Source organism: Micromonospora sp. SH-82 (assembly GCF_051132485.1).
Taxonomy (GTDB): Bacteria; Actinomycetota; Actinomycetes; order Mycobacteriales; family Micromonosporaceae; genus Micromonospora.
Genome location: NZ_CP148049.1, coordinates 2,114,401 through 2,128,054, shown reverse-complemented (window position 1 = coordinate 2,128,054; position 13,654 = coordinate 2,114,401). Strand labels below are relative to the sequence as shown.

Here is a 13,654-nt window from a genome sequence, read left to right as displayed (position 1 = left end):
GGCTGCGCACTGTTGATCTGCGAGCCGTCATCCGCAAGGAGGATAGTCCCCGGCAGGTCGGAACGCGGTTCGGGGGTGCGGCGGGGTGACACCCCATGCCGTCCGGTCGATCACAGCGGGTCGACGAGGAGCCGGTAGTGCTCCCCGAAGATCCGTCCGCCCCGTCCGCGCAGGAGGGGATCACGCAGCGCCGGCGGGACGTCACGGGTCCGGTTGCGGTCCCGGGTCCGGTCCCGCACCCATCGGGTACGCGGCCGACGGCGACCCTCGTACGCGGTGAGCGCCGCCTCGACGGTGTCCGACCCGGCCAGCGAGTCGGCGAGCACCACGGCGTCCTCCAACGCCATCGCCGCCCCCTGGGCCAGGGTCGGGGCGGTGGCGTGGGCGGCGTCCCCCACCAGCAGGACCCGCCCCCGTGACCAGCGACCGAGTTCGACCTCGTCGGTGCGTTCGGCGTGGATCTCCACGTCGGTCAGGGCGTCCAGGACCTGCGGCACCGGGCCGCCGTACCCGGCGAACAGCTCACGGAGTCGGGCGCGGGGGTCGGCGGGCAGCTCGGTGCCGGCCTCGTCGGCGTAGACGTGGAGCCGACCGGCCCCGATCGGGACGACCAGGAAACCGGAGCGCTGACCGAGCAGGGCGGTCCACTCGGTGACCCGGGGGCCGCCCCGCAGCACGGCCCGGTAGACGACCTGACCGGCCGGGCGGGCCGGCCCACCGAGGGCCGCCAGGGTACGCACCGACGACCGGGGTCCGTCGGCCCCGATCAGCAGGTCGTACTCGTCGGTGGTGCCGTCGCCGAAGGTGACCCCGACCCGGTCGGGGAGGACGTCGACACCGGTGACCTCGGCACCGTGCCGGACCGCCCCGCCGGCCCCGGTGAGCAGCACCCGGTGCAGTTCGAGTCGGGGCAGGGCGCGGCACTCGCCGACGCCGTTCCAGAGGGAACCGAGGTCGACCTCGCAGAGCTGGTCACCTGTGACGTCCAGGAACCGCTGTCTGTGGATCAGCTGCCCGAGGGGGCGTACGGGGCCGTCGAGGTCGAGTCGACGCAGCGCCCGAGCGGCGTTTCCGGGCAGGTAGAGACCGGTGTCGACGAGGTCGGCCGGGGGGCGCTTCTCGGTGACGTCGGGCCGGATGCCGGCCATTCGCAGTGCCCGGGCCACGGCGAGCCCGGCGACGCCCGCGCCGACGATGAGGACACGCAGGGGGGAACCACCCATCGCGGTGTACGCCTCCGAGGGGGTGCGGGACGCGTTGAAGGCAAGACACTACTCCGTGCGATCGTCGCACGCCAGAGGCGGTCGACCGGTGGGCCGTCCCGGCAGGTCGTGGTCACGTCCCGAGCGCGTCGATGTCGCGCATCTCCTCGGCGGTCAGGGAGATGGCGAAGATGTCGGCGTTGACCCTGATCCGATCCGGGGTGACCGACTTGGGGATCACCACGATCTCGTGGTCGACGTGCCACCGGAGCACCACCTGGGCCGGCGAGACGTCGTGTGCGGCGGCGATCCGGGTCAGCACGGGGTCGGCCAGGTCGGTGCTCTTGAAGGGGCTGTAACCCTCCAGCACGATGCCCCGGTCCCGGTGTTCCCGGTGCCGCTGCCTGTCGTACAGCGAGGGGCTCCACTTGATCTGGTTGACCGCCGGGGCCTCCCCGGTCGCCTCGATCAACTCGTCGAGTCGGGGGGTGTCGTAGTTGCTCACCCCGACCGCCCTGGTCAGGCCCGCGTCCCGGGCGGCGAGCAGCTCGCGCCAGACCGGGACGCTGTCCGACCCGGCGGAGGGCGGCCAGTGGATCAGCCAGAGGTCGACCTGGTCGAGGCCGAGCGCCCGCAGGCTCTGCTCGATGGTCTCCCGTTCCCGGCCGACCCGGTCCGGTGGCAGTTTGGTGGTGACGAAGACGTCCTCCCGGCGCAGCCCGCTCTCCCGGACGGCCCGACCGACCTCCGCCTCGTTGCCGTACATGGTGGCGGTGTCGATGTGCCGGTAGCCGGCGTCGAGTGCGGCCAGGACCGCCTCGTACCCCTGCTCCCCGGTGGCCTGCCAGGTCCCGAACCCGAGCAGCGGCATCCGTACGTCGTCGGAGAGGGCGACAGTGGGCTGGTCAAGGCGGGTCATGACCGGTGTTCTACCCCTGATCACGGCGGCGAATCCTGCCCGCCCGACCGGCCGACGGTGACGGGCGACGCACCGGGGTCCGGCGTCGACGCGTGGGTCGTCGACACCGGACCCCGGCCGGACGTGCCCGCAGCCGGATCCGGTTCCGGCCGCGGGCACGGGCTCGGTGGCGTGGCGGTCCCCGGCCACCCGTACCGATGGAGTGACCGGTACGGGTGAGGACGGGTTGCCGAGGACCGGGTTCCGAGCCGGAGCCCACGCTTCGGATCGGGATGTCACGGGTCGGACCACCCGGGGAAAGGGCTTTCCGGTTGCGCTCAGGCTAGGTCTGCCCAGCCAGCACCGTCAATGAGTTCAGTTTGCAGAAATGTTGCAGAGTTCACATTGTGTACGCGCCGGAAGCGCCGGAAGCGCCGGGAGCGCCGGGACCCTCAGTCGGTGGACGGCTCGGTCAACCGCCAGGCCGCGCTGATCAACCCGATGTGCGACAGCGCCTGCGGGGTGTTGCCCAGCTGCGCCCCGGTGGTCGGGTCGATCTGCTCACTGAACAACCCGACGTCGTTGACGTGGGTCGACACCCGCTCGAACAACTCCCGCGCCCGATCCGGTTCACCCGCCAGCACCAGACACTCCACCAGCCAGAACGAGCACATCACGAACCCCGCCGGGTCGGACGACCAGCGCCGTACCAGCCCGTCACCGACGCCCAGAGTCCGCTCGACGGCCGCGATGGTGGACCGCATCCGGGGATCCGTGGCGGGCAGGAACCGGACCAGCGGCAGGACCAGGGCCGAGGCGTCCAACTCCGCCGACCCGAACACGGCGGTGTACGCGCCGGCCTCCTCGTTCCACCCGTCCCGCAGCACCGTGGCCCGGATCTCCTCGGCGATCGCCCCCCACCGGCCCGGATCGGCCCGCTCCCCCAACCGGGGGGCCAACGCCACCGCCCGGTCCAACGCCACCCAGCAGAACACCTTCGACGACAGGTGGTGCCGGTCGGCGTCCCGCGCCTCCCAGATCCCCCGGTCGGGCAAATGCCAGGTGGACGCGACCTGCTCGGCGAGGTCGACCACCATCTCCCGCAGCTCGGGGGCGAAGGTCTCACCGAGGTACTCGTGCAGCCGCCACACCGCCAGGATCACCTCGCCCGGCACGTCGAGCTGCCGCTGCCGCCACGCCCCGTTGCCCACCCGTACCGGACGGCTGTCGGCGTAGCCGCGCAGGTGTTCGAGGTCGTGCTCGGCGAGGTACCGCTCCCCCTCCAGACCGAACAGGACCGGCACCGGGGCCGCCCCGATCCGCCCGATCGAGCGGGCCGCCCAGGCGAACAGCCGGTCCGCCTCCTCCGGGCAGGCCGCCACCCAGAGCGCCCGCATGGTCATCGCGAAGTCACGCAACCACGAGTACCGGTAGTCGTAGTTGCGGTCACCACCGATCCGCTCCGGGAGCGAGGTGGTCGCCGCCGCGACGACAGCGCCACTGCGGGCGTACGTCAACCCGGTCAGCACCGTCGCGCTGTGCCGGACCAGATCCGCGTACTCCCCGTCGTACCGGTGGGTCTCCCGGAACGCCTCCCAGGCCGCCACCGTGTCGGCGAGCGCCGCCACCGGTTCCAGTCGGGCCGGGGGATGCCCGTACGCGGGCGCGTACGCCAGGTCGAAGGCGACGGTCTCCCCGGCCGAGACGGTGAAGTCGTGGCGTACCCGGTCGTGGTCGGCGCGCAGTGTCACCCCGCCGCCGCGCAACAGGAGGGTGACCCGACCGGCGGCGGCCAGGACCGAACCGTCCAACACCTCGTGCAGGTACGGCGTGAGCTGCCCGTACTCCGGGCGGGGCGCGTAGTCCGACCGCATCGGGACCCGCCCGGTCAGCCCTTCGACCACCCGCAGCAGCACGGCCGGGGAGTCCCGACCCAGCTCGTGTCCCCGGGCACCGGGCTCGGCGGCGAGGGCGTCGGTGACCGCGACGCTCCCCTGCGCGGTGTGGTGCACGGTACGCAGGACCAGGGTTCCCGAGTGGTAGTTCCGCTCGACCCGTCCGGGCCGGGTCGGCGCGATCCGCCAGTGCCCGGCCCGGGTGTCCAGGAGCCGACCGAAGACCGAGGGTCCGTCGAACCGGGTCGGGCACCACCAGTCGACGGAGCCGTCCCGGCCGACCAACGCCCCCGACCGGCAGTCGGACAGGAACGCGTAGTCGGAGACGGGAGGCTGCATCCGCCCCGGATACCCCGCCCGGCGCCGGGTTCACCCACGTCAGGAGGTCGGGGGCTCGTCCTCGCCCGCCGCCTCGGCCCGGTCGGCCTCCTCCTTGGTCCGGTGCACCGCCTGGTCGGCGTGCTCCGGCGGCCCGTACACCGTGTAGAGGACCAGCGGGTTCGGCCCGGTGTTGACGAAGTTGTGCTTCGTCCCGGCGGGCACCACCACCAGGTCGCCCTGGGCGACCTCCTTCGTCTCGCCGGCGACCCGGGCCTCACCGGTGCCGCTGACGAAGGTCAGGATCTGGTCGATGCCCTCGTGGACCTCCTCACCGATCTCTCCGTTCGGCGGGATCGTCATGATGACGAGCTGGGTCTGCTGCCCGGTCCAGAGCACCCGCCGGAAGTCCGGGCTCTTCTCGGCGACGGTGGCGATAGTGAAATGTTCCATGTCCGCCTCATACCCGGTCCCGGCCCGGTCCACGCCGGGCTTCGCAGATGGTGGAAGGTCTCGCCGATCGGGGGTTTGGAGACCTCGGGAAGGGGGATCGAAGGGCTGTCCGGAGCACTGGTGCCGGACGAGCCAGGTCCCCGCCTGCGTACCGCCGTTGGGCTGCGAGGGTGGGAGACGGCCAGAGCGCGGCGACGTCACGACCTCCGTCGGACGGCGCCGTGCGCTCGTGTCCGGGATCCGGCCCCCCGACCGAGGCCGACCAGCAGGACCGCGACCGCCACCACCTGCGCCGCCAGCACCAGGGCCGGCAGCACCGCGAGCGAGGTGTGTTCGGGCAACGGCACCAGCGCCGGCCCGTGAACGGGCAGCACCAGCTCGGGCGCTCCGACGCCGCCCCCGGGGTACGCGCCCGTCCGGGGACCCGACCCCGCCCCGGACCACGAATCGGTGATCCACTGCACCGGCCAGGGGGCCGCCGCCAGAGCCACGGCGAGCAGCGCCGCACCGACCCCGACCACCCGGGCCCGACACCGCACCACGAGCACCAGACCCAGCACGAGCAGCACCACGGCGAGCAGCACCACCGGCGCGGCGGTGCCGACGAACCCGGCCGGGGTCCACCTGTCCTCCGCCACCCACCGGTGCCGCAGGTCGTAGGCGAGGTACGCCACGAATCCGGCACCACAGACGGCGGCGACGACCCGGTCCCCCGGGGTCGGAGACCGGCCGGCCGGCACCGGCAGCCGCCACACCAGCACCCCCAGGGCGAGGCACCCGCCCAGCGCCGGGACCAGTTCCCACCAGCGGGACGTCCAGCCCGACGCCAGCCCCGACGTTCCGCTGTAGCCCGTCCAGCCGTAGCCGCCCGCCTCGGCGAGGAGTCGTCGGGTGTGGTCGACCACCGCCGGGACGCCCATGGCCACCGGCACCGCCACCATCGCCGACCGGACCGGACCGGGAGCCGACCACCCCGCCACCACCGCGTACGCCAGGAGGGCGGCCCAGACGAGCACCGGGGCGGAGGGCAGCAGCGGGGACGTGACGGCGGCACCGACGAGGTGCACGCAGGTCAGGACGGCGGCCGCGACGAGGAGGCCGACCGACCAGTGGGGACGACGCACCCGGGGATCGTGCCACAGTGGACCGACATCCTCCGGCCCTCGGCACGACTGCGGTGGGGACGGGAGACCCGCCCCCACCGGAGTCGGCCGGGGATTCCGGTCAGTCGTCGTCGGGAACGGCCACCGGGACGCCGCCCTGGCACTCCACCTTCAGCTCGTACTCGCCGCCCGGCCCTTCGAAGGTCACGTCCACGTCGTCGTCCGGCCCCCGGTCGACGTCGGTGGTCCGGTAACCCTGGGCGGGCGTCCAGCTGACCAGCCGGGCCTCGGCGCCCTGGCACTCGGCCACGACGGATCCCCCCGGCACGGCGAAGACCCGCCGGGGGGCGCTCGGCGTGGTGGCCGTCGGGGCGGGGGCTGTCGCCGACGGCGACGCCTCGGGTCCGCCGGTGGCGGGTTCGGGGCCTCCCGGGGTGGTGGACGGGCCTCCCGGCGTGGCCGGGCTCCCCGAGGTGGTCGGGGCGGCCGGGGGCGGGCTGGCCAACGCCCGTTCGATCTCCTCCTGGCTGAGGACCCCACCGGGGGTGCCGGTGATGCCCTCACCGACCAGCCGGATCGCCCCGAGCCCGATGCCGGTGGCGAGAACGGCGGTGACCAGCCACCCGACGGTGGCGAGGAGTGTGCGTCGACCCATGCCCCCGACTATCCCCGAACGGACGTTGGGCCGGGCTCAGCGGGGGGATAAAGGATGGTTAAGGACGCAGGCCCCTGGTGACCGGCCCGCTAGCCTGCCTGGTGTGCCCCGCCTGCTGCTCGTCGAGGACGACCTCACCATCCGTACCCCTCTGGTTCGCGCGTTGCGGGAACGGGGCCACGCCGTGGCCGCGACCTCCACCGCGATGGAGGGGCTGCGATCCGCGCTGGACGACCGCCCGGACCTGGTCGTCCTCGACCTGGGTCTGCCCGACCTGGACGGCCGGGAGCTGTTGCGGATGCTCCGGGCGGTCAGCGCGGTACCGGTGATCGTGGCGACCGCCCGCGACGACGAGACGGAGATCGTCCGGGCGCTCGACGCGGGCGCCGACGACTACGTGGTGAAGCCGTTCACCGCCGCGCAGCTCGACGCCCGGATCCGCGCGGTGCTGCGGCGCGGGCCGTCCGCCGCCGAGGCCGACGACCCCACGATCTCCGTCGGGGGGCTGCGGGTCGACCCCCGGTCCCGGCAGGTGACCCTCGACGGTACGCCGGTGGAGCTGACCCCCCGCGAGTTCGACCTGCTGCACCACCTCGCCGGACGTCCCGGTCAGGTGGTCACCAAACGGGAACTGCTGACCGAGGTCTGGCAGATCCCGTACGGCGGGGCGGACAAGACAGTCGACGTGCACCTGTCCTGGCTGCGCCGCAAGCTCGGCGAGAGCGCCCAACGCCCCCGGTACCTGCACACCGTACGCGGGGTCGGGGTGCGCCTGGCCGATCCCGGGGTCCAGTCGTGAGGGGCCGCCTGGCGTTGCTGGCCGCCGCCGTCGGGGTGCTCGTCCTGACCGCCTTCCTGGTGCCACTGGCCCTGCTGATCCGGGACGTCACCGCCGACCGGGCCACCGTCCGGGCCACCGCCGACGCGCAGAGCCTGGTGCCGGTGGTCGGTACGGCCGACACCGAGACCGTCCGGCTGACCGTCGAACAACTGGTGGTCGACTCGCGACGGTCGGTGAGCATCTTCCTGCCCGACGGGACCGTCCTCGGGGCGGCGGCCCCCCGTACCCCCGCCGTGGACCTCGCCGCCCAGGGGCAGAGCCTCACCGCGGAGTTCGACGGGGGACGGGAGGTGGTCATCGCGGTCCAGGGTCGCCAGGACGGGACCGGGGTGATCCGGACCGTGGTGCCGGCCGCCGAGCTGACCCGTGGAGTCGACCGGGCCTGGCTGGTCCTGGCCCTGCTCGGTCTGCTGTTGGTGCTGATCGGGTTGGCCGTCGCCGACCGGCTGGCCCGCAGCCTGGTCAGGGCGATCACCGACCTCTCCACCGTCTCGCACCGGTTGGCCAACGCCGAACTCGACGCCCGTGTCGTGCCCGCCGGGCCACCCGAACTACGCGAGGTGGCGGGGGCGCTCAACCATCTCGCCGGACGGATCCAGGTGCTGCTGCGGGAGGAACGCGAACAGGTGGCCGACCTGTCGCACCGGCTGCGTACGCCGCTGACCGCACTCAGGTTGGAGGCCGAGTCGCTGCGTGATCCGGGGGACGCCTCCCGGGTCACCGCCGCCGTCGACGGGTTGGAGCGGGCGGTCACCGGGGTGATCCGGCAGGCCCGGTGGCGTACCCCGACCGCCGAGGTGGCCGCCTCGGACGCGGCGGCGATCGTCGGCGAGCGGGTGGAGTTCTGGTCGGTCCTCGCCGAGGACACCGGCCGTGCCGTCACCCTCGACCTGGCCGAGGGACCGCTTCCGGTGGGGCTGCCCGCCGACGAGGTGGAGGCGGCGGTCGACGCCCTGCTCGGCAACGTCTTCGCGCACACCCCCGACGAGACCCCGTTCGCCGTCAGTCTCGCCCCGCACGGCGGACAGGTGTTGCTCACCGTCGCCGACGAGGGACCCGGCATCCCCGCCGACACCGTCGGACGGGGTGCCAGCCACGGCAACTCCACCGGGCTCGGCCTGGACATCGCCCGGCGGGCCGCCCAGGCCAGTGGCGGGGCCATGGAGATCCGCAACGGTCCGACCGGCGGCGCCCGGATCCTGCTCCGGCTCGGCCCACCGCGCTCCCCCGACACCCCGAATCCGCCGGTGGCGGCCTGACCGCGACCCCGGTCCGACGGTCTTAACCCGGCCTTAGCATTCGGACAGCGCGCCGCTATCCGCCCAGGACGGATCCTCGATTGCAGCAACCGAGGAAGGGAAGTGAGAACCATGAAGCGGATGTCTCTGGCGCTGGCGGCGATCGGCGGTGTGGCGGTCCTGTCGGTCACCGGGGTGGCGCTGGGCAGCGTCGCCGCCGACAAGACCTCGAACACCAGCGCGAACACCGCGTTGGTGGCGGCGACCGAAACCCCGGCCACCACCGAGCCGACCGTCGCTCCGGGTACCGAGACCCCCGCCCCGGGCCTGACGGCCACCAGCCGGGCGGCCACCCCGACGTCGACCGAGTCGGTCGCGCCCGGGTCCAGCAGCGCACCGACCGAGGACAAGATCAGTCGGGAGCGGGCCGGGGAGATCGCCCTCGCCAAGGCCGGTGGCGGCCGGATCACCGACATCGACCGGGAGCGCGAGGACGGCCGTCCGGTGTGGAGTGTCGAGATCGTCAACGGCACCACCGAGCACGAGATCGACGTGGACCGGGAGAACGGCTCGGTGGTCAAGGCCGAGAAGGAGCCGGTCGACGACGACGATGACGACGACGACCGGGACGACGACGATGACGACGATGACGACGACGATGACGACCGGGACGACGACTGACCCCCGGTGAGCCTCACCCGGTGACGCCGCAGGCGTCGAGGCGTTCGAAGGGCCCCGCCACGATCGTGGCGGGGCCCTTCGTCGCGCTCGGCGTACGCAGGTCAGCGGTGCAGCCAGGCCACCAGGTCCGGTGGAGCGAGGGCGGCCACCCGGTGCCGGTACCGGGTCAGGTCGGCGGGGTCGAGCAGGTCTCGGCCCTGGCCCCAGGTGCCCGACCGGAAGAAGGCCGCCCGGTCCCGCAGCACACCGACCGGGTCGGGGGCGAGCTGGTCGGCGCGCTCCCTCATCCGGGTGAAGGTCGCGGCCTCCACCAGGGCGGGCCACTCCCCCTCGGCCACGTCGAAGCCCAGCCGGTCGGCCAACCGACGCATCTCACCGGCCAGGTCGGACAGCAGGTCGCTGTAGTGCACCAGGACGACGTTGGGCCGGCTCCGCCGAGCCCAGGCGTCGGTCAGGTGCAACAGGACCCCGGGCAGTGAGTCCAGTTCCTCCCGGGGGTCGACCTCGTGGTCGATCCAGGACCGCAGCCAGTCGGCCGCCGAGGGCCGGACCTGCGGGCCGATGGGCTCGGGTTGCCCGGTCAGCTCCCGCAACCGGTTCTGATCCAGGTTGGCCGACTGGTGGTAGAGGGAGACGGCCATGTCGAGGGGATGCCGGGCGACCACCACGTACGTCGCCCGAGGGTCCAGCGGCACCCCGTCCAGGGGCGTGTGGGTCTTGACGAACCTGCGGTGGGACTGGGCGGCGAGCCGGGCCAGGACCTCGTCCCGGGGCTCGGCCAGCCAGTCCAGCCAGGGCGAGAGCCGGTGCAGGGGCGCCGGTGGCTCCACGGAACGGAACACCAGCAGGGCACAGATCATCTGCATCCAGGTGGTGCCGCTCTTGGACCGGGTGCTGACGACGATGTCGCCGTCGCGGAACGGGAACCCGATCCAGCGGGCGCTGTCCTCGTCCGGCGATCGATAACGGTACGGTTCGACACCCACCGGCCGACCATAGTCGACAGGTCGCGGGGACGACGTACCCGTGCTTCGGCGGCCGGGCGAGAAGGGGCCGGGTGAGAAGGGGCCCGGGCGGGAAGGGGCGGTGTCGGACGGGCGGCGGCTACCGGACGTCGCGTTCGGTGAACCCGAACTGGATGACCCCCTCGTCGTCGACCTCGGCGTCGACGGAGGAGTCGTTGAGCAGTTCGGCGGCGTCCGAGTCGAGGAAGATCCGGGCGCCGGAGTTGTCCACCACCTGGTCGCCCTGGACCGGCTCCGGCACCAGTTCGATGGTCAGGGAGCCCGCCTCGGAGTCGGCGGCGATGCGTACCCCGCCCTCGTCGAGGACGTCCTGCTGAGCGGCGAGGTCCCGGATGACCAGCACGGCGTTGTCGGTCATGGTGAGCATGACGGAACTCCTCGTGGATCCTTCGGCTCGACGACGAGCGCGGTTACGTTGCCCTACCCGACCGACACTACCCGGCCGACCACGACATCTCGCACGAGTGACACGGTTTCACGATTCTTCGGTTTTGTCCGGCCGGCACCGTGGGCGTTCCTAGGCTGACCTCATGGACGATGCCAGGCGGTACACGGCCGAATTCGTCGGCACACTCCTACTGATCTTCTTCGGCGTGGGCAGCGCCGTGGCAGCCCGCGTGCAGGGCGGTGTGGTGGTGGTGGCCCTCGCCTTCGGGTTCGTCCTGATCGCGCTGGTCTACACCTTCGGGCCGCTCTCCGGCAGCCACCTGAACCCGGCGGTCACCCTCGGCGTCCTGATCGCCGGCAAGATCTCCCCGATCGGGGCGGTCGCCTACTGGATCGCCCAGTTCGCCGGGGCCACCGTCGGCGCGTTCTTCCTCTGGGCGTTGACCCGGTGGGGCGGGGTGGCCGACCAGACCGGGGCGTTGGGCACCAACGGGTACGGGGCGAACATCAGCCGGGGCGGGGCGATGTTCCTGGAGACCATCCTGACCTTCCTGTTCGTCCTGGTGGTCCTGGTGGTGACGAGTCGTTCCGAGCACGCCGGCCTCGCCGGGGTGGCGATCGGGGTGGCCCTCAGCGCGGCCCTGCTCGTCGGCCTGACCCTCGACGGGACCTCGGTGAACCCGGCCCGGTCCTTCGGACCGGCGATCTTCGAGGGCGGGGCGGCGCTGCGACAACTCTGGCTCTTCATCGTCTTCCCCATGCTCGGGGGTGCGCTCGCCGCACTCGTCGCCCCCCTGGTGCTGGAACGCCGGTCGCGCTACTGGGGCGGCGCGGACAAGGCCTCCAGACCGGCCCAACCCTGACCCGGTCGGCCCCGGGCGGCCCGGCTCCGACCGTCGGGCAACGCCGAGGCGACCGGCACCTGGGCGGTGGGGTCGCCCCGCTCGATCAGCTCGTCGACGACGGCGGGCGAGACACCCCGCAGCGCCAGGACCCGGCGTCCCCACCGGTGCAGCCGGCACGGGAACGGGTTGGCGTCGTTGCGGCAGACGGTGCCTCCCGACCACCGTTGCGGCGCGTGCACCACCACCGCCCGGACCGCGAACTGGACGTCCTCGCCGGTGACGTACGGCGGCAGCGGGATCTCCCGTAGCACCTCACCGAAGGGTTGGGCGGTACGGAGCGCTCTGCTGCTCATCGGGACGTCCTCCACAGTGGATGTCGGTTCGGACCATCCACGAAGCTATGCCCGTCGACGGGGGTCACGACGGACAAACTGTCCCGGGGGCGGTCCCGACGGGTCAGCGCAGCGCGACGGCCTGGAGGCTGACGCTGCCGCAGTCCGGATCGAAGGACCGCACCGTGGTCCAGGACAGGCTCAACCGGTCCCCGGAGGCAGCCCGGAACCGCACGTCGAAGGCGGTGGTGTGCTCGGTGTGCGGATCCTCCAACTCCACGGCGGCCGGCGGCCCGCCCTGCCCGAGTCGGGCCGTCAACCGCCCCTGCGCCATCCACACCCCGACGTAGATCCGCACGGTCCGGATCTCCCCGTCCCCGGCGACGGTGAGCAGGAACCCGTTGCCCACCCCGCAGGTGTGGACGCCGTGCGGCGTACCGGCCTGGTGGGCCACCTCGGCCCCGTCGCGCCAGCCGAAGAGCTCCGGGTTGGTGTCGTGTCCCGACCGGGCACCACGTCCCCCGTCGACCGCGACCGCGCCGGAGCCGTCCCGTTTGCGTACCGTCGAGTCCGCCCCACGGAGGCCGAGGTGCACCCAGTCGCGGGGGCCGTCCGCCGTCAGGTCCACGGTCGCGGGCAGGTCGACCCGGGTGACGGTGAGCACCTGGCGTTCCGAGGGCGGCGGGGACGGACGCGGGTCCAGGACGGGGGTGGTCGGCGGCGGGGTGGGGTCGGGACGGACGCGGGGGTTGAGCCCGGGTGAGGCCACGGCGGGTGTCCCCATGGGCGGGCGTTCCACAGTGACCGGACGCTGCACCCCGGCCGGTCCGTCCGGGAGGACCGCGTGCTGCACCCCGGACTCCCGGCCCGCTCCCCGACCGAGGTAGGTGACCAGGCCGACCAGGCAGACCACCACCGTCAGGCCCTCCACCGCCCGTCGACGCCGCCGACTGCGGGCCCGCCGCCGGACGGCACTGCGACTGCGCTCACCGACACCGCCCTGCGTGACGGCCCCACCGGTGCGGGGAGGTCCCGGCTCGCCGTGGTGCCGACCCGTCTGGTCGCCGTCGATCGCCGCCACCTGACCTCCACTCCCCCACCACCCGCGCGTCGCCGTCGTCCGACCCCGGCTCCGGTGCAGCGGTACGGGCACCGGACGGACGTCGACGAACGTTCACACCGGACCGACTCCGGTGCCGGATGGAAACCGAGCGATATTGTCACCGGTTCGTCACCGGTCCGTCGACGGGGGTCGGCAGGTGTCACCGCCTCAGACGTCGCACCAGGCCCCGGCCCGGATGCCAGCTCTCGATCAGCAGATGGTCCGGTGGGTCACCGACCCGGGTCAGCACCACGGCGGTCAACTCGACCCGGAACCGGTGCGACCCGTCCTCCCCCGGGGACTCCTCGTGCGCGACCCCGGAGATCTTGGCGTCCCCGGGCCACCCGGAGGGGTCCTGCTCCGAGGCGTCCTCCGTCGGGCAGTGCAACGCCACCCGGGGGTCACGACGGAGGTCCTGCGCCTTGACCGACCCCGCCATGCAGCCCAACCGCACCTGCCCGGCGGAGAACCCGAACTCGGTTCCACTGATCCGGGGAGACCCGTCCCGACGCACCGTCGCCATCGTCCCGTGCTTGCGTACCGCGAAGCGGGACCGCACCCGCTCGGCGAACTCCGGCTCCGACTCCACCAACTCCGACCACCACGTCATGCCCCCACCCTGCCGCCCATACCTGCCACCCGACGTCACCTTTTTCACTGTCGACCTGTGACACTTCCG

At 73.0% G+C, this 13,654-nt stretch carries 15 protein-coding genes; 4 read left to right on the top strand and 11 right to left on the bottom strand.

Annotation, left to right across the window (positions count from 1 at the left end; all coding sequences use genetic code 11):
• Positions 1 to 110 precede the first annotated feature (110 nt).
• From WHN02_RS09865 to WHN02_RS09840, 6 genes are all read right to left on the bottom strand, one after another.
• Positions 111 to 1,223, bottom strand: a complete 1,113-nt coding sequence (locus tag WHN02_RS09865) for an FAD-dependent monooxygenase (protein ID WP_434743052.1) — start codon at positions 1,221 to 1,223, stop codon at positions 111 to 113.
• A 112-nt stretch (positions 1,224 to 1,335) separates the two neighbouring features.
• Entirely contained in the window at positions 1,336 to 2,121 is a 786-nt protein-coding gene (locus WHN02_RS09860; RefSeq protein WP_434743051.1) for an aldo/keto reductase, read from the bottom strand.
• Between the two features lie 431 nt (positions 2,122 to 2,552).
• Positions 2,553 to 4,334, bottom strand: a complete 1,782-nt coding sequence (locus WHN02_RS09855; protein ID WP_434743050.1) for a glycoside hydrolase family 15 protein — start codon at positions 4,332 to 4,334, stop codon at positions 2,553 to 2,555.
• 39 nt (positions 4,335 to 4,373) lie between these two features.
• Positions 4,374 to 4,766, bottom strand: a complete 393-nt coding sequence (locus WHN02_RS09850; protein ID WP_350895335.1) for a cupin domain-containing protein — start codon at positions 4,764 to 4,766, stop codon at positions 4,374 to 4,376.
• Positions 4,767 to 4,963: 197 nt separating this feature from the next.
• Complete coding sequence (locus WHN02_RS09845; RefSeq protein ID WP_434743049.1) at positions 4,964 to 5,890, bottom strand: hypothetical protein; 927 nt, start codon at positions 5,888 to 5,890, stop codon at positions 4,964 to 4,966.
• A gap of 100 nt (positions 5,891 to 5,990) precedes the next feature.
• On the bottom strand, positions 5,991 to 6,524 hold the full coding sequence (locus WHN02_RS09840; RefSeq protein WP_434743048.1) for a septum formation initiator: 534 nt from the start codon (positions 6,522 to 6,524) through the stop codon (positions 5,991 to 5,993).
• 103 nt (positions 6,525 to 6,627) lie between these two features.
• Here WHN02_RS09840 and WHN02_RS09835 point away from each other — a divergent pair, with 103 nt between their 5' ends.
• The 3 genes from WHN02_RS09835 (at position 6,628) to WHN02_RS09825 (ending at position 9,284) form a co-directional block, all read left to right on the top strand.
• Positions 6,628 to 7,323 (top strand): response regulator transcription factor, encoded by a 696-nt coding sequence (locus WHN02_RS09835; protein WP_434743047.1) that lies wholly within the window; start codon positions 6,628 to 6,630, stop codon positions 7,321 to 7,323.
• On the top strand, positions 7,320 to 8,624 hold the full coding sequence (locus WHN02_RS09830; protein WP_434743046.1) for a sensor histidine kinase: 1,305 nt from the start codon (positions 7,320 to 7,322) through the stop codon (positions 8,622 to 8,624). The genes WHN02_RS09835 and WHN02_RS09830 overlap by 4 nt, the downstream gene beginning before the upstream one ends.
• 120 nt (positions 8,625 to 8,744) lie before the next feature.
• The gene (locus WHN02_RS09825; RefSeq protein ID WP_434743045.1) at positions 8,745 to 9,284 is read left to right on the top strand and encodes a PepSY domain-containing protein; all 540 of its coding nucleotides are present in this window, start codon (positions 8,745 to 8,747) and stop codon (positions 9,282 to 9,284) included.
• A gap of 101 nt (positions 9,285 to 9,385) precedes the next feature.
• Here the strand turns inward: WHN02_RS09825 and WHN02_RS09820 are convergent, their stop codons facing one another.
• Both WHN02_RS09820 and WHN02_RS09815 read right to left on the bottom strand, forming a co-directional pair.
• On the bottom strand, positions 9,386 to 10,270 hold the full coding sequence (locus tag WHN02_RS09820) for a sulfotransferase domain-containing protein (protein WP_434743044.1): 885 nt from the start codon (positions 10,268 to 10,270) through the stop codon (positions 9,386 to 9,388).
• Positions 10,271 to 10,388: 118 nt separating this feature from the next.
• The gene (locus WHN02_RS09815) at positions 10,389 to 10,676 is read right to left on the bottom strand and encodes an adhesin (protein WP_434743043.1); all 288 of its coding nucleotides are present in this window, start codon (positions 10,674 to 10,676) and stop codon (positions 10,389 to 10,391) included.
• A 163-nt stretch (positions 10,677 to 10,839) separates the two neighbouring features.
• On the opposite strand from WHN02_RS09815, the gene WHN02_RS09810 reads away from it, so the two are divergent.
• A complete protein-coding gene (locus WHN02_RS09810; protein WP_350895342.1) occupies positions 10,840 to 11,559 on the top strand; it encodes an MIP/aquaporin family protein in 720 nt (239 codons plus the stop codon).
• On the opposite strand, the gene WHN02_RS09805 is transcribed toward WHN02_RS09810, so the two are convergent.
• The 3 genes from WHN02_RS09805 to WHN02_RS09795 form a co-directional block, all read right to left on the bottom strand.
• Entirely contained in the window at positions 11,514 to 11,894 is a 381-nt protein-coding gene (locus WHN02_RS09805; protein ID WP_434743042.1) for a hypothetical protein, read from the bottom strand. The two genes, WHN02_RS09810 and WHN02_RS09805, sit on opposite strands and share 46 nt — an antisense overlap.
• Positions 11,895 to 11,997: 103 nt before the next feature.
• The gene (locus WHN02_RS09800; protein WP_434743041.1) at positions 11,998 to 12,954 is read right to left on the bottom strand and encodes a hypothetical protein; all 957 of its coding nucleotides are present in this window, start codon (positions 12,952 to 12,954) and stop codon (positions 11,998 to 12,000) included.
• Positions 12,955 to 13,135: 181 nt separating this feature from the next.
• A complete protein-coding gene (locus tag WHN02_RS09795) occupies positions 13,136 to 13,585 on the bottom strand; it encodes a pyridoxamine 5'-phosphate oxidase family protein (protein ID WP_434743040.1) in 450 nt (149 codons plus the stop codon).
• Positions 13,586 to 13,654: the final 69 nt, after the last annotated feature.